This window comes from Haloarcula laminariae (assembly GCF_025457605.1).
GTDB lineage: Archaea > Halobacteriota > Halobacteria > Halobacteriales > Haloarculaceae > Haloarcula > Haloarcula laminariae.
On record NZ_JAMZFY010000001.1, the window covers coordinates 1,987,795 to 2,005,486 of the forward strand.

At 65.8% G+C, this 17,692-nt stretch carries 21 protein-coding genes and 1 tRNA gene; 9 read left to right on the top strand and 13 right to left on the bottom strand.

What is annotated here, in order from left to right; translation table 11 throughout:
* Positions 1–130 precede the first annotated feature (130 nt).
* Positions 131–628: a FlaD/FlaE family flagellar protein gene (locus NJQ98_RS10250; RefSeq protein WP_262178265.1), complete on the top strand. Its 498-nt coding sequence runs from the start codon at positions 131–133 to the stop codon at positions 626–628.
* 82 nt (positions 629–710) lie between these two features.
* Positions 711–1,817, top strand: a complete 1,107-nt coding sequence (locus NJQ98_RS10255) for an actin-like salactin (protein WP_262178267.1) — start codon at positions 711–713, stop codon at positions 1,815–1,817.
* Positions 1,818–1,850: 33 nt separating this feature from the next.
* On the opposite strand, the gene NJQ98_RS10260 is transcribed toward NJQ98_RS10255, so the two are convergent.
* The gene (locus tag NJQ98_RS10260; protein ID WP_262178269.1) at positions 1,851–2,024 is read right to left on the bottom strand and encodes a hypothetical protein; all 174 of its coding nucleotides are present in this window, start codon (positions 2,022–2,024) and stop codon (positions 1,851–1,853) included.
* Positions 2,025–2,234: 210 nt separating this feature from the next.
* Here NJQ98_RS10260 and NJQ98_RS10265 point away from each other — a divergent pair, with 210 nt between their 5' ends.
* A complete protein-coding gene (locus NJQ98_RS10265; RefSeq protein ID WP_262178271.1) occupies positions 2,235–4,070 on the top strand; it encodes a restriction endonuclease in 1,836 nt (611 codons plus the stop codon).
* Positions 4,071–4,119: 49 nt separating this feature from the next.
* Complete coding sequence (locus NJQ98_RS10270; RefSeq protein WP_262178272.1) at positions 4,120–4,254, top strand: TFIIB-type zinc ribbon-containing protein; 135 nt, start codon at positions 4,120–4,122, stop codon at positions 4,252–4,254.
* Positions 4,255–4,286: 32 nt separating this feature from the next.
* Here the strand turns inward: NJQ98_RS10270 and NJQ98_RS10275 are convergent, their stop codons facing one another.
* Together NJQ98_RS10275 and NJQ98_RS10280 are read right to left on the bottom strand one after the other, a co-directional pair.
* Positions 4,287–5,192: an FtsZ/tubulin family protein gene (locus tag NJQ98_RS10275; RefSeq protein WP_262178274.1), complete on the bottom strand. Its 906-nt coding sequence runs from the start codon at positions 5,190–5,192 to the stop codon at positions 4,287–4,289.
* Between the two features lie 129 nt (positions 5,193–5,321).
* Positions 5,322–5,555 (bottom strand): DUF7996 family protein, encoded by a 234-nt coding sequence (locus tag NJQ98_RS10280; RefSeq protein ID WP_262178276.1) that lies wholly within the window; start codon positions 5,553–5,555, stop codon positions 5,322–5,324.
* A 158-nt stretch (positions 5,556–5,713) separates the two neighbouring features.
* Between NJQ98_RS10280 and NJQ98_RS10285 the strand changes: the two genes are divergently transcribed.
* The 3 genes from NJQ98_RS10285 (at position 5,714) to NJQ98_RS10295 (ending at position 7,603) form a co-directional block, all read left to right on the top strand.
* The gene (locus NJQ98_RS10285; RefSeq protein WP_262178787.1) at positions 5,714–6,760 is read left to right on the top strand and encodes a phytoene/squalene synthase family protein; all 1,047 of its coding nucleotides are present in this window, start codon (positions 5,714–5,716) and stop codon (positions 6,758–6,760) included.
* A gap of 68 nt (positions 6,761–6,828) precedes the next feature.
* The gene (locus tag NJQ98_RS10290; protein ID WP_262178278.1) at positions 6,829–7,206 is read left to right on the top strand and encodes a hypothetical protein; all 378 of its coding nucleotides are present in this window, start codon (positions 6,829–6,831) and stop codon (positions 7,204–7,206) included.
* A gap of 49 nt (positions 7,207–7,255) precedes the next feature.
* Entirely contained in the window at positions 7,256–7,603 is a 348-nt protein-coding gene (locus NJQ98_RS10295) for a TRAM domain-containing protein (RefSeq protein WP_262178280.1), read from the top strand.
* On the opposite strand, the gene NJQ98_RS10300 is transcribed toward NJQ98_RS10295, so the two are convergent.
* A complete protein-coding gene (locus NJQ98_RS10300) occupies positions 7,600–8,163 on the bottom strand; it encodes a hypothetical protein (protein ID WP_262178281.1) in 564 nt (187 codons plus the stop codon). The two genes, NJQ98_RS10295 and NJQ98_RS10300, sit on opposite strands and share 4 nt — an antisense overlap.
* 218 nt (positions 8,164–8,381) lie before the next feature.
* Between NJQ98_RS10300 and NJQ98_RS18995 the strand changes: the two genes are divergently transcribed.
* Positions 8,382–8,867 carry a serine O-acetyltransferase gene (locus NJQ98_RS18995; protein WP_277541672.1) on the top strand — a complete coding sequence of 162 codons (486 nt, stop codon included), beginning with the start codon at positions 8,382–8,384 and terminating at the stop codon, positions 8,865–8,867.
* Between the two features lie 306 nt (positions 8,868–9,173).
* Here the strand turns inward: NJQ98_RS18995 and NJQ98_RS10310 are convergent.
* Positions 9,174–9,248 (bottom strand) — tRNA-Val (locus tag NJQ98_RS10310).
* 46 nt (positions 9,249–9,294) lie between these two features.
* Positions 9,295–9,564: a DUF7553 family protein gene (locus NJQ98_RS10315; RefSeq protein ID WP_262178283.1), complete on the bottom strand. Its 270-nt coding sequence runs from the start codon at positions 9,562–9,564 to the stop codon at positions 9,295–9,297.
* A 272-nt stretch (positions 9,565–9,836) separates the two neighbouring features.
* On the opposite strand from NJQ98_RS10315, the gene NJQ98_RS10320 reads away from it, so the two are divergent.
* Positions 9,837–10,787 (top strand): MBL fold metallo-hydrolase, encoded by a 951-nt coding sequence (locus NJQ98_RS10320; RefSeq protein ID WP_262178284.1) that lies wholly within the window; start codon positions 9,837–9,839, stop codon positions 10,785–10,787.
* Here NJQ98_RS10320 and NJQ98_RS10325 read toward each other — a convergent pair.
* The 7 genes from NJQ98_RS10325 to NJQ98_RS10355 form a co-directional block, all read right to left on the bottom strand.
* Positions 10,779–12,335 carry an NADH-quinone oxidoreductase subunit N gene (locus tag NJQ98_RS10325; RefSeq protein WP_262178286.1) on the bottom strand — a complete coding sequence of 519 codons (1,557 nt, stop codon included), beginning with the start codon at positions 12,333–12,335 and terminating at the stop codon, positions 10,779–10,781. The two genes, NJQ98_RS10320 and NJQ98_RS10325, sit on opposite strands and share 9 nt — an antisense overlap.
* Positions 12,336–13,865, bottom strand: a complete 1,530-nt coding sequence (locus NJQ98_RS10330) for a complex I subunit 4 family protein (protein WP_262178288.1) — start codon at positions 13,863–13,865, stop codon at positions 12,336–12,338.
* Positions 13,866–15,971, bottom strand: coding sequence for an NADH-quinone oxidoreductase subunit L (nuoL, locus tag NJQ98_RS10335; RefSeq protein ID WP_262178290.1), 2,106 nt, complete (start codon positions 15,969–15,971; stop codon positions 13,866–13,868).
* 2 nt (positions 15,972–15,973) lie between these two features.
* Entirely contained in the window at positions 15,974–16,279 is a 306-nt protein-coding gene (gene nuoK / locus NJQ98_RS10340) for an NADH-quinone oxidoreductase subunit NuoK (RefSeq protein WP_262178292.1), read from the bottom strand.
* Complete coding sequence (locus NJQ98_RS10345; RefSeq protein ID WP_262178293.1) at positions 16,279–16,683, bottom strand: proton-conducting membrane transporter; 405 nt, start codon at positions 16,681–16,683, stop codon at positions 16,279–16,281. Before NJQ98_RS10345 ends, nuoK begins: the two co-directional genes overlap by 1 nt.
* A complete protein-coding gene (locus NJQ98_RS10350) occupies positions 16,680–16,949 on the bottom strand; it encodes an NADH-quinone oxidoreductase subunit J (protein WP_262178295.1) in 270 nt (89 codons plus the stop codon). The genes NJQ98_RS10345 and NJQ98_RS10350 overlap by 4 nt, the downstream gene beginning before the upstream one ends.
* 259 nt (positions 16,950–17,208) lie before the next feature.
* Positions 17,209–17,670: a NuoI/complex I 23 kDa subunit family protein gene (locus tag NJQ98_RS10355; protein ID WP_262178297.1), complete on the bottom strand. Its 462-nt coding sequence runs from the start codon at positions 17,668–17,670 to the stop codon at positions 17,209–17,211.
* Between the last annotated feature and the right edge of the window lie 22 nt (positions 17,671–17,692).

A 17,692-nucleotide genomic window follows, 5' to 3' on the forward strand; every position in this document is an offset into this window, starting at 1 on the left:
ACGCCCCCGATTATCAAACTCGTAACTGGCCGAGCGCGCCCGATTTGCCGACGAGCGGCCGTGAACCGTCGTCAGACGACCGTCAGACTGACTGCAAGATTTAACTTCGCGTAGGTGAAACAGGGACACCATGACTATCAACCCGCGCGATTACGACCTGGACGAGCTGCGGAAGATGGCTCGCCAGCGCGGCGACCGAAACGGCGGGCTGTCCGACGACGAGGACATGCCGGACCCGGCGAACCTGGAGATGGGGCTTGAGGGCGCCGACGAGGAGATGCAGGCCGGGAGCTCCTTCCGGTCCGGGCTCTACCGCGAACTGCTCCCCTTCCTCTCGGGGGACAGCCAGGAGAAGCCCTACCTCGCGGCGCTCCCCGAGACCTACGCCGCGGAGTTCGTCGTCTTCGAGTGGCTGGAGTTCCTGCTGATGCACTCGGGCTACAAGGGCGCCGACGAGGCGCTTTCGTACTACGAGTCCATCGACTGGATCACCGAGACGGTCCAGTCGGACCTCTCGGATTACCTGCTGGGTATCGACGAGAGCGCCACGAACGACGGCAACGACCTCAGCGTGGACGACCACATGCTGAGCCTGGTGTACATCGCGAAGCTGACCGCCATGGACTAACAAGGTTCGGGCGCGGGTCGGTATCAGCGCTGATTCTTGACGTGAGGTTATATACCGGGGCGGCGATAACTGCTCACCGTATATGAGTGACGACGACGCGGCCGAGGCCGACGAAGAGGAGTCCCCTTCGGACGGCTCCGCCGACGACACGAGTGCGCGCGGGGGGGCCGTTCCGGTCGGGGTGAAACTCGGCAGTACCCGGACTGTCATCGCCCTCCCAGACAGCCACGGCACCGAGAACCGCATCATCCGAACGCTGACCTGTATGGCGACCTACGAGGACGCCCTGACCGGCGAGGAGAAGGTCCTCTACGGCGAGGAGGCGGCTCGGGAGTACCCCGACCGCGTCGAGTACATGCTCCGTTCGGGGCTCCCGGAAGACAAGGACCGCGCCGAGATGACCAAGACGTTCTTCGAGGCGCTCATCGAGGCAAACGACATCCCGGCCAACAGCGGCGTCGTCTACGCGATTCCGACCATCGACAATCCGGACGGGCTGGAGAACCTGAAGTCAGTCATCGAGGACTCCGGTATCGGCCTCAGCCTCATGGAGAGCTATCCGGAGTCGCTGTGTGGCTCCATCCCCGCCTTCGGCGACGGCCTCGAAGCCATCGACGAGATATTCATCTCCGTCAACATGGGCTCGACGAACCTCGAGGCCTCCGCGTACCGTCGGGGCGAACAGCTCGCGCCGTTCACGACGGGAGCGATCACCGGCAACGAGGTCGACCGGATGATCGCCAACTACGTCGAGGAGGAGACCCAGGGCCGGGTCAACATCGACACCCAGACCGCCCGCGAGTACAAGGAGGAACACGCCGACTTCCTCGACTTCGAGCCCTTTACCGACATCATCCAGCAGCCCGGCGGCGGCACCCACGAGTTCACCATCGAGCGGTCGGTGATGGACGCCGTCGACGAGTATCTCGACGACGCCGTCGACGAGCTGGCGAACACCTTCCTGCCGGAGCTGGCAAACGAACACATGAAGGTGTACCAGCTGGCGCTTGACCGGCCCATCGTCATCACCGGCGGGATGGGGTGTATCCCGGGTATCGTCGAGGAGTTCGAGGAGCGACTCAGCGAGGAGCTGAACCGCGACGTGGAGGCGACGGCGGCCGAGAAGCCGGACGAGGCGCCCACCGTCGGGGCACAGCGTATCGCCGCGCGGCTCGTCGACAACAGCTGACCGCCGGTAGGCCACTTCGGGCCTTCGTTGTGGTCAGCAACGCCAACAGTCGAGCCAGCTGACGATAGTCGGCTCGTCGTCGCTGTCCCGCTGGACCGACTCGCTCAGCCCCGCGAAGACGTCCGTGTTGATACGGAGCGCCGGCACCGCCCCGACGCTCTCCGAGCCGTTCTCCTCCACCGTAGCGCCCTGCCCTACGCCTGCCATGTAAGGGCGTTAGAAAGCTTGATACCTAAAGCCAAGTCAGACAGGCGTCATTCGGCTGCCGGACAGAGAGACAGGCTCGGGCGAAACACGGCGACGGCGGTCCAATCCGTTCGCTCGTTCCAATATTAACGTCGAAAGGAGATATAACAACCGGCAGTTCTCAGAACCGATAGGCGAATATCTTAGTGTTCGGTGCTGTAACGGCAACTAATGGGTCGGATTATCGATTTGAAGAACTGGGAGGGCGATGAGCTGCCGGACGCCCTCCGGCGGACCGGAGGGGGTGGGTTCCTCTCTACGGGCTACCTCGCGGACGAGCCCGCTGTAGCGCTGGTCGAGGACGACGAGACGATACAGTACGTGCTCACGAACCGAAAACGCGGGGTCAAAGTTCAGGGCACGGACGAGCGGTCCCATAGCAAACCCGACAGCGACCACCGGACCGTCGTGGTCGTCACGGACCGGCGGCTGCTCGTGCTCGTGGGCCGGGACGACGGGGACGACCGGACCTGTATCGACCTCGCGACTGTCGTCGGCGTCGAGGCGACCGCCGGCCGTCGGTCGGGGGAACTCGTCGTCGACCGGGCCGACGGCACGACGTGGGCGATTCCGACGGGCACCGACAGCCTCGACGCCGTCGCGGCGTATCTCCGCGAGGCCGCTGGCGCCTGGCGAGCGGTCGAGGAATCGCTGGCGACCGTGACGGACGGCCTTTCGGAAGCGACTCGGCGCCGTAGCGACGGCGAGGACGACCGGGCGCTGTCGGCGGTCCGCGAGACGAGGGACGCGGCCGAGCGCGCGCGGTCGAGGGCGGCGGGGTTCGACAGGGACCGCCCCGGTGGCGCGCTGTCCGAGCGGACGGAGGCCGTGGTGGCCCAGCGGGTCGCGCTCCTGGGGACCATCCACGTCGCCCGCGCCAGGGAGGCCGCGGAGACGGGGGACCGGCTGTTCCGGGCCGGCAACTACGAGGGCGCTCGCGAGGCCTTCGAGCGGGCCTGCGAGGCGTTCAACTCGGCGCTGACCGAGGGGGAGCCCCGGCTCGACGACCCCGAGGGGGTTCGAGCGGAACGGGACCGCGTCGCCCGGCTGGTCGGTGACATCGACGAGTCGCCGCTCCCGGCGGCTCTCACGGCCGACAGGGCGGCCCTGGCGGCGGACGACCCCGCGGACGCGGCCGCCCACTGGGAGACGGCGCTGTCGGGGTATCAGGACGCGCTCGCCGCCGTCGAGGGCGACGGCGACGCCCTGTTTCGGGGCGAGCCCGACCAGCTTCGGGACCGCATCACCACCGTCGCCGAGAGCCTCACTGCGGCCCGGCGAACCGTCGCCGAGGAGGCCAGGCGGGCGGGGGACTGGTACGCGGACGCCGAGCAGTACGAGGTCGCGCTGGCGGAGTTCGAAACGGCCGCCGAGGCCTTCGACGCCGCACTCGGGACGGCACGGGCGAACTACCCCGATGCGGTCCCGCACCTGGAAGCCGACATCGAGGCCCTCGAACGGCGGGTGGCCCGGGCGCGCGCGGCCCGTGACGGTGAGGACCACCGCCCGGACCGCATCGAGGCCGACGACGAACCGGCCTACGAGGTCTCGGCGACCCTCGGCGACGTCGAGGCGCCGACAGCGATAGCCGAGGCCATCGAGCCGCGGGCGGAGCGGTCCCCGGACTCGACCGCCGAGCGCCTGGCGCGTCTCGACGGGGCGGAACTGACGGGCGTCGTGGGCGAGGCGCTGACCGCGCAGGGCTGGGAGACGCGGGCCGCCAGCCCGCGGACGCCTTTCGACCTGCTCGCGACGCGCTCGGACGAACGGATGGGCGTCATCGTCAGCGACAGCGGCGTCACGACCGACCTGGTCGCGGAGTCCGCCGAGGTGACTGGCGCCGCCGGGACCGACGGCGTAGCACTCGCGACGAACAGGACGGTCCCGGAGGCGGCCAGTCGTCGGGCCCGAGAGCGCGGTATCACGCTCCTCGATGGGGAGTCGCTCGCCGCGGCTGTGGACGACCGGGACCTCCCGCTGCCCGCGCCCGTCAGTGAGCCACGTTAGCACACTTCGGCGAAGATTTATTCCCATCGAAAGAATATAACCATCTATAATGAAGTGTCCGGCCTGTGGCACCAGAATGACGTACAACGACGAGACAACAAAGCTCACCGAGTTCGTCTGCCCGCGCTGTCACGACACGGTCATCGACTGGAAATCGGCCGCACGGACCGAGCGGCTAGCGTAATCCCTTTTCGCCGTTCCCGGCGTCGACACCGCTCAGAGCCTGGTACTCGTCCCGCTGTAGCCACAGTCGTCGCAGGCGGCCGTCTCGCGGTCGCCGAGGGTGTAGACGGCCACGTGGCCGCCACAGCGGGGGCAGTTATCGCCAGCGGAGGGCTGGCGCGCGTCGGACAGCACCCGGTCGAACGCCGGCGTCGTATCGCTGCCGGCGATGACCTGCGCGTGGACCGCGGAGACGGACTCCTCGACGGCGACGCCCCAGATGAGCACCGCGTCCTCGGGTATCGCGGCCTGGATGCCGTCGACGGCTTCGACGGCCGATTCCAGCGTGAGGTCCTCGCCGCCGACGAGGTTGACCAGGACGGCGCCGAGGTCGTCCACGTCGGTGTAGGGCGCCGAGAGCGCCGCCTCGACGGCCTGTACCGCGTCGGCTGCCACGTCGCCGGTGTCGGTGGCGGTGCCGGTCGTGATTGCGGCCGCCTCGCTGCCGTCGAGGACGGTCCGGATGTCGGCCGGGTCGAGGTTGATGACGCCCGGCCGGGCGATGAGTTCGTGGAGCGTGGTGACGACCGAGCGGATGCCCCGCCGGTGGTAGCCCGGCGGGACGACGACCGTGGCGTCGACGGCCGAGCGGAGGCGGGCTATCTCGCGCGCCGTCGTCGGGTCGAGCTCCGCGTCGGTCGCGGGCGCGGCGACGACGGCGATGGTCAGCCCCTCGCGCGCGGCCAGCCGTTCGAGCCACTCGGCGGGCGGGACCGTCCCGTTCGCGAAATCCGTCGCAAACACCGTGACGGAGGAGCGGTCACTGGACGCCGCTGGCGGCTCCGAAAGCGCCGTGATGCCGGGCACCAGTCCGAGCGTCTCGCCGACGCTCTCGACGCCCGCGTGGCCGATGACTACCGACTGGTGTTGTTCCAGCACGGCGACAGGTTCTCCTCGCATATCCCAGAGTGTGGACCCGTATGCTCCCAGCCGACTAAAGTTACGTGGGCGACCGGCTTCGGAGGTCGTCCGTGGAACGGAAACGCCACCATCGCGGCCGTCAGCGAGCCTCTGTGGCGAAAAAGCCCGCTACTTGTCCGTCGAGCCGTCGTCTTCGTGGCCCACGCCCTCGGGCCCGGTGATGTCGAGGGGGCGTATCCACTCGTACCAGATGAGGACGACGCCGAGCCCGTACCCCATGGCCCAGACGGCGCTGCCGACCCACGGATACCCCATCTGGCTCAGGAAGCCGTTGGCGAGGCCGGGGACGATAACCACCGCGGCGACAGTCAACCCCAGGACGATGGTGTCGTTGCGGTTCATCGACCGCTCCCCGTGCCGTACCCGGTGTACATATCGCTGCAGACGGGCCTGCCGAATTTAGGGGTGGCGTTTCGGTCACAGCTGGTCTGTCACGACAGCGACTCGACTCCGTAGCCAACCCATTTTTATTACAGTATGCCTTACCCCGGATGACGGGAATGTCTCAGAACCACACCGGCCGGTCGTCACAGGAAGACATTGAGTGGTGCTACGACGCCGTCCACAGGGTGTCGCGGACGTTTAGCTTGACAATTTCGGAGCTCGACGAGCCGATGGCGCGGGATATCTGTGTCGGCTATCTTCTCTGCCGCGTCGCCGACACAATCGAGGACGCCGGACACATCCCCCCGGCCGCGCAGTCGGACCTGCTCCGACTGTACAGCCGGACGCTCGACCCGGAGGCCGACGAGTCCGTCAGGACGTTCGACGACGCCGTGGCCGAGTGGCTGCCGGACACGCTGACCGACGACTGGGAGGTCGTCGACAACGCCGCCCGCGCCGTCGGCGTCTTCCGGTCGCTGGACAACCACGCCTTAGAGAGCATCCGCAGCCCGGTGCGCGAGCTCGTCGACGGGATGGCGATGTTCGTCGACCGCTACGCCGACGACGGCGGCCTGCGCATCAAGACGCTGGACGAGCTCGAGGAGTACTGCTGGTACGCCGCCGGCACCGTCGGCACGCTCGTGACGGCACTGGTCTCCCACGAAGCCACCGAGGAACAGACAGCCCAGATGGAGGCAAACGCCCGCGCCTTCGCGCTCTTGCTCCAACTGGTCAACGTCGCCAAGGACGCCGCCACAGACATCGAGGAGGAGAACAACGTCTACCTCCCGCTGGAGCTGCTGGAGGAAGAAGGGCTCGACCACAGCGACGTCGGCGACCCCGACAACGTCGACGCGCTGGTCCCGGTCATCGAGCGCGTCACCGCTCGCGCCGAGGGGTACCTCGACGGCGCCCAGACCTGGCTCGAAGCCATGCCCGAGACGCGGGGCAACACCCTCTCGGCGTGGGCCATCCCCTTCCTGCTCGCCGTCGGCACCATCCGGGAGCTCCGGGAACGGCCCGCCGACGTCATCGAGCAGGGCAACGTCAAGATAACCCGGGACGAGGTCCACGCGGTCTGCCAGCAGTTCATCGGCGACGGGTCGCCGCCCATCGGCGACCTGCGACACCGCATCCGGCAGCAGCCCCTCCACGAGTACTGACGACACCCGCCCGGACATTTCCCGGTTCGCACCCAACGCTCAAGCCGCGGCTGGCCGAAGCGTTCGACATGCCCGATACGCTCGAACTCCCCACCGGCGAGGAAGTGACGCCCGAGGACGTCTTCCTGTACAACGACTATCCCTACCGGCTGGTGTGGCTCGACGGCGACGAGTACGCCTTCGAACTCTCGCCGCTGTACTGGGGCGACAGCGGGATGGACATCCCGTTTCACGACCGCGAAGCGCTCGTCGACCAGTGGGAGCCCGAATCGCGCGGGTTGCTCACCGAGGCTGAGTGGGCCGACTGGCTCGACGACGCCAGCGACGACCCCCGCTTCGACGACGACGAACTCGCCGCACTGGCCGCTGAGCTGCCGACTGACTGGGACCACGAGGCGTCCGGCGACGACACCGGCGGCGGCCTGCTCGACCGACTCGGCTTCTGACCGGGCCGACTCTACAACCTATTAGGAGCCGGACGGTCCACCTCGTCGTATGGAACTCCCCTTGCTCGCCGGCGCTGGTGCTGTCGTCGTGCTGTTGCTGGTCGTCGTCGCCCTCCGGCGGCGCAGCTCGGACGCCACCGCCTCGAAACGCGCCCACGACGCCGCCCAGGAGCGTGACCCGCCCGTCGAAATCGGCGAGACATACGAGTTCGGCATCACGGAGTTTACCGACCACCACTCCGGCGACCGCGTGGCCGTCGGCAAGGTCGAGGGGTTCGTCCTCTTTACCGACGACGTGCCCGAGTCGTGTTCGGTCGGCGACCCCATCCGCGCGACGGTCACCTCCTTCAACCGCGGCCACACCTCCGCCGACGCGACCTACGAGGGCCGCGCCTAGTACCGGGAGAAGTTCTCGTCCGGGTAGACGTGTCCATCGGCCAGGTCCACCACGTCCAGCGTCGCCAGCCGACTCAACCGGGCGGCGGCGTCGTCTTCCTCGACGCCGAGTTCGACCGCACGGGCAAGGACCCGCTCTCTGGTCGGCACGGACTCGATGAGTCCGTCGCCGTCTAGTTCCATCTCCTCGGCGAGGATAGCCTTCAGTATGGCGCCGCGTTCCCGCTTCGACGGCGTCCTGTCGCTGCCGGTCCACTCGACGCTCATCGTCCCGTCGTCGTTGACGTGCGAGACGACGAACCCGTCCGGCAGCGTCTCGGTCAGCGCCGCCACCAGCGCCGCGCGGTCGAGCCTGGCGGTGAAGCGGTACCGGTGCCCGTCTTTCGACTGGCCGCTCCGGACGACGTTCGCGCCCTCCTGTTCGACCGCCTCGGTAATCGCGGCCGCGAGTCGGTCGCCGATTTCGTCCGCCGCCTCGTCGCGTTCGCGGGCTTTCTCGGCCGCCTCACTGGCTAGTGTCTCGTAGGCCTCCATCCGTTCGTGTAGCGGCTCCTCGTCCATACGCCTCCACTCGGTGCCAGCGAATTACCTTTTGGGGCAGTGTGTACCCGCGGAACGTAAGGAACTGGTCACTCAAATGGAGCGGAATCGACGCTTCGGTAGGCGCGAGGCTCAGCGACACTACGTAATCGCGCACGGGAGGCGGCGGTGATCATCGGCGTCCCGCATTTCGGGGTGGGCACACATTCATAATCAACCCCCGATAAAGAACAGCACTAATGTCTGTATCCAGATTTGTGCACCTTTTGCGGACGGAATCGACCACCGTTGCAATTAAAAAGGCGTTCAAGTATTTATTGGTGAATAATCCCGTTCTAAGCTGGGGCCTGTTCGCTCGTGTTTGGAACAGTGTCAAACTATACGATTCGAGAATATTTTTTTCCTGTGAAACGCTGAGGATACTGCCAAAGAGTACACATCTCCCACACCCTGTCGGCATTGTTATAGCAGCTAGTACAGAACTCGGAGAGAACGTTGAGATACGACAGAACGTCACGATTGGGCAGAGAAAGGGCAAGAGCGAAGGAGGAACACCGACAATAATGGATAACGTTACGATATATGCTGGAGCCGTTCTACTAGGTGAGATAACAATTGGAGAGAACGCTGTTATCGGTGCCAATTCTGTGGTTTTAGACGATGTAGAACCGAACAGCACAGTTGTTGGGGCACCGGCTACTGACACAAACACTCAAAATTCATAACCACCATTTTCGTGTGTTTGAATATTAGATACAATATATCAAGACACCGTAATTATTGGTCTGGCGGTATATTGTAGTAGGATGGGGCAGATTCCGTACGTCGAAACTTTGTTGCGTGGGATTTCTCGGGTCCAAGTCCGCCGAACGAATTCAACCGATAGGGACTCCTCTCCGCTCGTCGTTGCGAGAAATCAGAAATGGGTTGGGGCGGATTCGAACCGTCGGAACTTCACTCGCTACCGCTCGCTCGTTCCGGGGTCCGAATCCGCCGGACGCATCCGCTCCTCATGTTCGTTCGTCGCAGGATGGGTTGGGGCGGATTCGAACCGCCGACCCTCGCCGTGTGAAGGCGATGTCATAACCGGACTAGACCACCAACCCGGCACCCGTAGCTATACGAGGGGCTACTTTAAGAATTGCGTTCCGATTACGCGTCCGGCGCCTGTTTCCCGCGGTAGTCCCCGATCCGCTCACGTGCCTGTCCGATTGCGGTTTCGGCCTCCCCCTCGGCGCGCTCCTGAAGCGTCTTCAGGTCCGCCTTCACGGCCTCCAGCCGGCTCGGCTCCGGTTCCGCCTCGGTGCCGGTGAGTTCCCGGAACCGCGCCTCGACCGGTTCCAGCTCCTCTTTGAGGCCCTTGCCCGCAGTCTCGCCGGCGCGCTTGAGGTAGTACCGTGCGTCTTCGAAGTGTTTATTCATATCTGTTCTTTCGCTAAGGACAGATATAGCCTTTGTGGCGCGGCCTGGTAGCAGCTAGCAAGGGAGAACAGCTTCGAACACGATGCCCCCAGCGTGTCACAAGCGGCGTTCCCAGTCTGGACGAGTATGAGCGTGCGGGGCCGAATGATACCGTGCGCCGTCCGTGACTGGCGTCCCAGCGACGAGACACTGCCCGCGTTGGAAAATAAACCGACCGTGCTACCGTCAACGGTGTACGAACTGTTTTCACCGACCGCGCGATAGCTCGCCGTATGTTCACACGGGTGTCGATACCGACGCCGTTCCAGATCGGCGCGGTCAACGCCTACGTCGCGGGCCGAACCATCGTCGACCCTGGACCGGACAGCGAGGAGGCCTGGTCGCGCCTGCTGGAAGCGCTGGAAGCTCGGGAACTCGCGCCGAGCGACATCTCGCAAGTGGTCGTTACTCACCCCCATCCGGACCACTTCGGTCTGGCGCATCGGTTCCGGGACGCCGGCGCGCGGGTGCTGGCCAGTTCCGAGGGCGCCGCCATCATGCGCGATTTCGGCGCCCGCCTGCGCTACGAGCAGTCCTACTTCACGGACTTCTTCGAACGCTGTGGTATCTCCAGGGAGACGGCGAAGGCGGTCACACAGCTCCCCGAGGCGTTTCTCCCCTACGCAAGGAGCGTCGAGACCGACCGGGAGCTCGACGACGGCGACATCATCACGGTCGACGACGAGTCACTGACCGTCGACGGCGTCGCCGGTCACGCCGTCGGCGAGTGCATCTTCTCCTACGACCACGAGGGGCGCCGCGAGGCCATCGTCGGCGACACGGTACTCGGCGACATCACGCCGAACCCCTTCCTTCAGCCACCGCCCGAGGAGGGGGGCGAACGCCCCCGCGTTCTGCCGGCGTTCAACGACTCCCTGCGGTGGCTCCGCGAGCAGGGCCACGACCGTTTCCTCACCGGCCACCGGGAGCCGGTCGAGTCGCCGTCGGAGCGCATCGACGCCACTCTGGCGGCTCACGACCAGCGCAGCGACGAGGTGGCCGACATCGTGAGCGAGGGCACGACGACGCCGGTCGACGTGATGACGGCGCTCTTTGGCGACCTCCCCGCGACGGAGTACTTCGCGGGGATGAGCGAGGCTGTCGGGCATCTCGACGTGCTCGAAGCGCGCGGTCGGGTGGAAAAACGGGAGAGCGGCGGCGTGTTCGTCTACGAGCTACAGTAGCTCGACGGCTCGGAAGGCGATCTCCGAGATGTATCCGAAGCCGGGAATCAGGAGCACGGTGATGACCGCCGCGGCGACGATGGCGGTGTACAGCCCCGTCGGGTAGGACTCGATAGAGCGCTCGCCGGTGGGCTCCTCGATCCACATCGCCTTGACGACGCGGGAGTAGTAGAACAGGCTGAGCGCGCTGTTGATGACCAGCGCGGCCGCCAGCGACCACGCGCTGACGTTCAGCGTCGCCTGGAACAGGTAGAACTTCGAGAAGAACCCGCCGCCGATGGGCAGGCCGGCGAGGCTGAAGAGGAACACCGTCATCGCGGCACAGGCCACCGGCGCCTCCTTGCCGAGGCCGTTGTAGTCCTCGAAGCGTCGGCCGACGCCCCAGTACTCCGCCAGCGCGATGAAGAGGAACGCGCCGGTGTTCATGAAGCCATAGACCATGAGGTGGGCCATCCCGGCGCTCATCGATAGCGACATCCCGTCACCGGTCGCAGTGAGAGCGGCCAGCCCGATGAGAACGTAGCCGGCGTGACCGATCGAGGAGTAGGCCAGCATCCGCTTGACCGTCTCCTGGGTCGCCGCGGCGAAGTTCCCGACGAACATCGTCGCGATGGCCAACACCTGGAAGACGACGAACCAGTCGACGGCGCCGCTCCCGACGAGCGAGCCGATGGGGAAGGCCACGGCGAAGATGCGGAACGCCAGCACGAAGCCGGCGGCCTTCGAGGCCGAGGAGAGGAACGCCGAGATGGGCGCGGGCGCGCCCTCGTAGGCCTCGGGCGCCCAGAACTGGAACGGCACGGCGGCCATCTTGAACGCGAGGCCGCCGATAATCATCACGATACCGACGCCGAGGATGGACATGGGCACCGAGGCGCCGCTCGCCCCGGCCTCGACGCTCCCGTCGACGACGGTCTGGACAGTGCCGGACTCGACGGCCGTCGCGACGGCGTCAAAGCGGAGGACGCCGGTCGCGGCGTACACGAGCGAGATGCCGTAGGCGAACACCGCCGAGGAGACCGCGCCGACGAGGAAGTACTTCAGTCCGGCCTCGACGCTCCCCCGGTTCTTCTTCAGGAAGGCGACGAGGGCGTAGGACGGCAGGGAGATGAGTTCGAAGGCGACGAAGGCCGTCGCTAGACTGTTAGCGGCCGACAGCAGGCTCATACCGGTCGCCGACAGCAGGACCAGCGAGTAGAACTCCGCCTGGTAGGCGTGTTCGCGCACGTAGTCCATACTGGCGAGTGTCACCAGAGCGGTGACGCTCGCGACGATTATCATGAAGAACAGCGCCATCTGGTCGACGACCAGCTGACCGCTGAAGAGGGTGGCGACGCCGTCCCCGCCCTGTTCGGTCGGGATGCCGACCTCCCTGTACAGCAGGTACACCGCCGCGGTCAGCGAGCCCAGCGAGCCGGCGACGGCGATGCCGCCGAGCAGCGTCGTGTTCGTCGTGTCGGGGTCGACGCTATCCGCGAGCAAGAGCACGAGCGCGGCCGCGACGAACGTCAGGGCGGGCGCGGTTGCCAGCCACGTCGGGTCGACCATCTATGCACCACCTCCGGTGAGCGGAGCGATTGCGTGTTGTATCATATCCAGCGAGAGGTCGGGGGCGACACCCAGGGCGATGACGAGCAAGAGCAGGACCGCAAGCGGCGCCACGTCGTGGAAGGCCGCGCGGCCGACCTCGTAGTCGGTCTCCAGCTTGAAGCCGCCAAAGAGCGTGCGCTGCATCGCCCACAGCAGGTAACCGGCGACGATGACGATGCCGAACATCGCCAGCGACGTCAACACGGGAGCACTCGCGCCCAGGGTCGCCGCGTCGAAGGCGCCCTGGAAGATGAAGAACTCGGCGGCGAAGCCGGCCATCAGCGGCAGGCCCATGTAGCCGAAGGCGGCGGCGACGAAGATGCCGACCGTCCACGGCATCCGGTCCGCGAGCCCGGACATGTCGCCGACCATGCGCGTGTGCGTCGTGTTGTAGATGACGCCGACGGTCATGAACATCAGCCCGGAAATGAGGCCGTGGGCGACCATCTGGAAGGTCGCACCGCCCATCCCGAGCGGGGTGAACGCGACCAGCCCCAGGATGACGTATCCCATCGAGGAGATAGAGGAGTACGCGACGATGCGTTTGAGGTCACGCTGGGCCAGCGCCAGCATCGCGCCGTAGATGACCGACACGACGCCGACGATGGCCAGCGGGACCGCGAGCTGTCGGGCCGTCGCCTCCAGCATCGTGAAGTTGAATCGGAGCAAGGCGTAGGTCCCCATCTTCAGGAGGACGCCGGCCAGCATCACCGACACCGGCGTCGGCGCCTCGACGTGGGCGTCGGGCAGCCACGTGTGCAGCGGGAAGACCGGCACCTTCACCGCGAAGCCGACGAACATCAGGACGAACGAAATCGTCGCCAGGCTGTAGCCGGCTATCGTCGGGAGCCCGGTCGCCGTCCGGAACGCCGTCGCCATCGCGGGCAGCGACAGCGTCGTCAGGTCCGTCGCGAACACGAGGGCAAAGAGCCCCGCGAACATCACCAGCGAGGCGACGTTCGTGTAGACGAAGAACTTGATGGCGGCGTACTTCCGGCGCGGGCCGCCCCACACGCCGATGAGGAAGTACATCGGGATGAGCACGCCCTCCCAGAAGACGAACCAGAGGAAGAAATCGAGCGCGGTGAACACGCCGATGAGGCTCACTTCCATGAGGAGCATCAGCCCGTAGAACTGGGACTGTCGCTCGTCGATGGGCGTCCACGCCGAGACGATAGCCAGCGTCGTCAGGATGGTCGTCAGCGCCAGCAGCGGCATGCTGACGCCGTCCAGCCCGACGTAGTACTGGACGGTGTACTCGCCCAGGCTGAGCCACGGGACCTGGGTCCCGAAGGCGGCCTCACCGGGCGAGAGCAGCGCGTTCCCGGCGCCGTTGTAGTCGGTGAGGAACACGTAGTACATGTAGGTCGTCAGCGCGACCGGAATCACGCTGATTCCCGCCGCGAGCTTGCCGGCGAAGCGGTCGGGCGCCAGCATGACGACACCGGCACCGAGCAGCGTCACCAGCAGGAGGGTCTCGACCAGCATTCAGAACCACCCCCCGGCGACGCCGAAGACGACGAGCAAGAGCACGAGCCCGAGCGTCAGCAGCGTCGCGTAGTTGCTGACGACCCCGGACTGGATGCGACGCACCCGGCGGCCGCCGAAGAGACTCACGCTGGAGACGCCGTTGACGACGCCGTCGACGACGCCCTGGTCGAACTTGTCCATCGCGCGGGCGACCGGGTACGTGAGCCCGGTCGCGAGCCACACCTGATACTCGTCCTGGTAGTAGTTGTGCATGAGTATGGTCTTCGCACCGCCCAGTTTGTCCGTGTGTTCGACCGGCTCGGGCCCGCCGTACAGCGACCGGGCGACCAACAGCCCGGCCAGGGCGAGCGCCAGCGAGAGGGCCGCCGAGGCCAGCAGGGTGCCCATGGCACCGAGTGGCTCGCCCGCCGAGACGCCGGCCACGTCGTGGAGCAGCTCCTCGTAGTGGTGGAGGCCAGTGTGGAGCGATGCCGGCCAGCCGCCCTCCTCGGGGCCGTTGAGCCACTTGTGGAGGAAGTCGATGTGTGCGCCGGTGAGCTCCGCGACCGGTTTCATGTTGATGAACCCGATGGTCGCGGCGAGGACGCCGAGCACCGACAGGGGGCCCTTGACGTTCCAGCCCACCTCGTGTGGGTCACGCGCGATGTCGGACCGGGGCTCACCGTGGAATGTGAGATACACCATGCGGAAGGTGTAGAAGCCGGTCATGAAGACGGCCAACAGCCCCATCGCGTACGCGAGGAGGTAGACCGGCCCGAGCCCGCCCGAACTGCCCAGCCCGTGGATGAGGGCCTCGTACAGCACCTCGTCCTTGGACCAGAAGCCCGCAAAGGGGACGATGCCTGCCAGCGCCAGTGACCCGGAGAGGAAGGTCCAGTAGGTCACCGGCATCCGGTCTTTCAGGCCGCCCATGTCCCACATGTTCTCGTTGTGGTGCATGGCGATGATGACCGACCCCGCGCCGAGGAACAGCAGCGCCTTGAACACGGCGTGGGTGGTCAGGTGGAAGACCGCGGCGACGTACCCGCCCGACCCCAGCGCGAGCATCATGTATCCGTACTGGGAGATGGTGGAGTAGGCGAGCACCTGTTTTATCTCCTGTTTGACGACGCCCATCGTCGCCGCGAAGAGGGCGGTGAAGCCGCCGACCAGGGCGATGACGGCGAGCGCCGTCGGTGAGATGGCGTAGAAGCCGTACATACGCGCGACCAGATAGACGCCGGCCGCGACCATCGTCGCGGCGTGGATGAGCGCGGAGACCGGCGTCGGGCCCTCCATGGCGTCGGGGAGCCACGTGTGCAGCGGGAACTGCGCGGACTTGCCGATGACCCCGCCCAGCACGAGCAGGCCCAGCACCGTGAACCACGCCTGCGGGCCCATGCCGACGGTGTCGAGCATGGCGATGTGTTCCGTCGCTCCGTTGACCACGGCTTCCTCGGCCAGTCCGGGGAAACCGTGTTCGACGACCTCGCCGGCGTCGCGGATCGGGGCGAACAGACCGGTACCGAACGTCGCGATGATGCCGACGACGCCGATGAGGAAGAAGTAGTCACCGAAGCGGGTGACCAGGAACGCCTTCTTCGCGGCGCTGGGCGGGCCGTCCTCCCGGAACCAGAAGCCGATGAGGAGATACGAACACAGGCCCACCAGCTCGAAGAACATGAAGGCCATCAGAAGGTTGTTGGCCACGACGAAACCGAGCATACTCGCCGTGAAGAGACCGAGGCCGGCGTAGTACCGGGGGAGACCGGTCTCGCCCTCGTCGTTCATATAGCCCAGCGAGAAGATGTGGACCAGGAACGAGATGAGCGTCACGATGAGCAGCATCAGCGCCGATAGCGGGTCGAGCAACAGCCCGAAGCGCAGAGCGATGGAGTCGACGCCCGCGACCCACGTGTAGACGAACTCGTTGTACGACGTCGTCGACCCGACGAATCCGGCCACGTCGAGGGCAACCCAGATGGAGAGCGCGAGCGAGAGCCCGGTCGCCCCGATACCGGCGAGGGCGCCGCCTTTCGGCATCCGGTCGCCCAGGAAGAGGGCGACCAGGAACGATACGAACGGGAGCAGGACAATCGCCGAAGCGTATGTGAATGCAGCCATCGTTACCACCTCATGGTCGTCGCTTTCGTTACGTCCACGTCAGTGAAGTTGCGGTACAGGACGAGGATGATGCCGATACCGATTGCCACCTCGGCGGCCGCGACGGCCATTCCGAACAGGGCAAAGACCTGGCCGGTGAGGTTGCCGTGCTGGAGCGAGAACGCGACGAAGTTGATGTTGGCCGCGTTCAGCATCAGCTCGACCGACATCAGGAAGATGAGCGCGTTGCGTCGCGTCAGGACGCCAAAGAGGCCGATACAGAAGAGTGCTGCCGAGAGCAGCAGGTAGTACTGGGCCGGAACAGCCATCAGTTCTCACCCCCGTCGGACGACAAGGGCCCGCCGTCGGCCGCGACGGCGTCTTCGGGCGTGTCGGTTCCGGTACCCAGGCTGACGTTTTCGCCTGCCTCTTCGCGCTTTGCGAGCATCACCGCTCCGTCAAGGGCGGCGTCCAGAAGCACGCCGACAAGGAGGAACGCGACGAGGAACCCCTCACCGGGGACGGCCGCCTCGCCCTCGCCCATCAGCTGGCCGGGCGCGATGTCGAACAGCGCCGCGCCCAGGCTCTTGGTTATCGCTGCCCCGTCGGGAAAGCCCACCGGCACGGGGAAGGAAGCGGTCAGGAACACGCCGCCGAGGACGGCAAACAGGCCCACGGCGGCGAGTCCCGCCGTCAAACTCCCCTCGGTGTTGAATCGCGGTTGGTTCGTCATGGCGTCACCTCGACGACGGACTCGTCCTCGCGGGTCAACATCACGGCGAACGTGATGAGGATGAGGACGCCGCCCACGTACACGAGGATTTGCATCGTTGCGACGAACGCCGCCTGGTTCAGCACGTAGAACACGGCGACGCTGACCAACGAGACGCCCAGTAACAGCGCCGAGTGCCAGACGTCCCGGACTAACACGACGCCGGCCGCACTGCCCACCGTCACCAGAGCGAACAGCGCGAACGCGATTGACTCGTACAGTGCCATCTTACTTGGAGAGTCTTGGCGGCGGCCCTTTGAAGATTCCTCTTTCGTCTCGCGCGAGCGAGCGCGCAACACCCCACTGTTTGCCGGAAATCCGACTGCCACCCCCCTGTGTGGCGGTATACTATCTTCATCTGACACTAACCGGGCGCCAGCGTGGTGGCTCACGTAGCGCCCGAGAACAGTCTGTCGGAACGGACGATACCGACAGTCAGTACAGCACCGATAGAGAGAGACCGCGTCGAAAAACCGGAGCCGAGCGTTACTGGTAGTCCACTTCGCCGTCGCCTTCACCGATCCACGCGCCCCGGTCAGGTTCGCGCGACTCCAGCGGGTCGATGTCCTTGTACCACGGGACGTTCTTGAGCTGCTCCTTGTCGTAGGCGAACTCGTCTTTCGTGTCCGCCGTGAACTCGAAGTTCTGCGTCAGGAGGATGGCGTCGACGGGACAGACCTCCTCACAGAGCCGACAGTAGATACACTGCCCGATGTGGAGGTTGTACTGTTCGCCGTTGCGCTGGTCGTCCTGAACGATCTGGATAGTGTTGTTCGGGCAGACGTTCTCGCACTGCCGACACCAGATACACCGCTCCTGGCTGAACTTGTGGACGCCGCGGAACCGTGGGCTCACCTCGGGGGCGACTTCCGGATATTCCACCGTGAACGTCTCCCCATCGAGGGCGTGTTTCATCGTCGTCGCCATGGATTTCATGATGCCAATCATTGGTAGGTACCTCCGTTCCGGA

What these genes read in the sequence shown, in the direction of transcription:
- NJQ98_RS10290 (WP_262178278.1), top strand. Translation starts at nt 6,829, where the DNA reads ATGCCCGATACGCTCGAACTCCCCACCGGCGAGGAAGTGACGCCCGAG.
- NJQ98_RS10280 (WP_262178276.1), bottom strand. Translation starts at nt 5,555, where the DNA reads ATGAACCGCAACGACACCATCGTCCTGGGGTTGACTGTCGCCGCGGTG.
- NJQ98_RS10275 (WP_262178274.1), bottom strand. Translation starts at nt 5,192, where the DNA reads ATGCGAGGAGAACCTGTCGCCGTGCTGGAACAACACCAGTCGGTAGTC.
- NJQ98_RS10255 (WP_262178267.1), top strand. Translation starts at nt 711, where the DNA reads ATGAGTGACGACGACGCGGCCGAGGCCGACGAAGAGGAGTCCCCTTCG.
- NJQ98_RS10250 (WP_262178265.1), top strand. Translation starts at nt 131, where the DNA reads ATGACTATCAACCCGCGCGATTACGACCTGGACGAGCTGCGGAAGATG.
- nuoK (WP_262178292.1), bottom strand. Translation starts at nt 16,279, where the DNA reads ATGGCTGTTCCGGCCCAGTACTACCTGCTGCTCTCGGCAGCACTCTTC.
- NJQ98_RS10315 (WP_262178283.1), bottom strand. Translation starts at nt 9,564, where the DNA reads ATGAATAAACACTTCGAAGACGCACGGTACTACCTCAAGCGCGCCGGC.
- NJQ98_RS10355 (WP_262178297.1), bottom strand. Translation starts at nt 17,670, where the DNA reads ATGATTGGCATCATGAAATCCATGGCGACGACGATGAAACACGCCCTC.
- NJQ98_RS18995 (WP_277541672.1), top strand. Translation starts at nt 8,382, where the DNA reads ATGTCTGTATCCAGATTTGTGCACCTTTTGCGGACGGAATCGACCACC.
- NJQ98_RS10320 (WP_262178284.1), top strand. Translation starts at nt 9,837, where the DNA reads ATGTTCACACGGGTGTCGATACCGACGCCGTTCCAGATCGGCGCGGTC.
- NJQ98_RS10285 (WP_262178787.1), top strand. Translation starts at nt 5,714, where the DNA reads ATGTCTCAGAACCACACCGGCCGGTCGTCACAGGAAGACATTGAGTGG.
- NJQ98_RS10325 (WP_262178286.1), bottom strand. Translation starts at nt 12,335, where the DNA reads ATGGTCGACCCGACGTGGCTGGCAACCGCGCCCGCCCTGACGTTCGTC.
- NJQ98_RS10300 (WP_262178281.1), bottom strand. Translation starts at nt 8,163, where the DNA reads ATGGACGAGGAGCCGCTACACGAACGGATGGAGGCCTACGAGACACTA.
- NJQ98_RS10345 (WP_262178293.1), bottom strand. Translation starts at nt 16,683, where the DNA reads ATGACGAACCAACCGCGATTCAACACCGAGGGGAGTTTGACGGCGGGA.
- NJQ98_RS10330 (WP_262178288.1), bottom strand. Translation starts at nt 13,865, where the DNA reads ATGCTGGTCGAGACCCTCCTGCTGGTGACGCTGCTCGGTGCCGGTGTC.
- NJQ98_RS10260 (WP_262178269.1), bottom strand. Translation starts at nt 2,024, where the DNA reads ATGGCAGGCGTAGGGCAGGGCGCTACGGTGGAGGAGAACGGCTCGGAG.
- NJQ98_RS10265 (WP_262178271.1), top strand. Translation starts at nt 2,235, where the DNA reads ATGGGTCGGATTATCGATTTGAAGAACTGGGAGGGCGATGAGCTGCCG.
- NJQ98_RS10295 (WP_262178280.1), top strand. Translation starts at nt 7,256, where the DNA reads ATGGAACTCCCCTTGCTCGCCGGCGCTGGTGCTGTCGTCGTGCTGTTG.
- nuoL (WP_262178290.1), bottom strand. Translation starts at nt 15,971, where the DNA reads ATGGCTGCATTCACATACGCTTCGGCGATTGTCCTGCTCCCGTTCGTA.
- NJQ98_RS10270 (WP_262178272.1), top strand. Translation starts at nt 4,120, where the DNA reads ATGAAGTGTCCGGCCTGTGGCACCAGAATGACGTACAACGACGAGACA.
- NJQ98_RS10350 (WP_262178295.1), bottom strand. Translation starts at nt 16,949, where the DNA reads ATGGCACTGTACGAGTCAATCGCGTTCGCGCTGTTCGCTCTGGTGACG.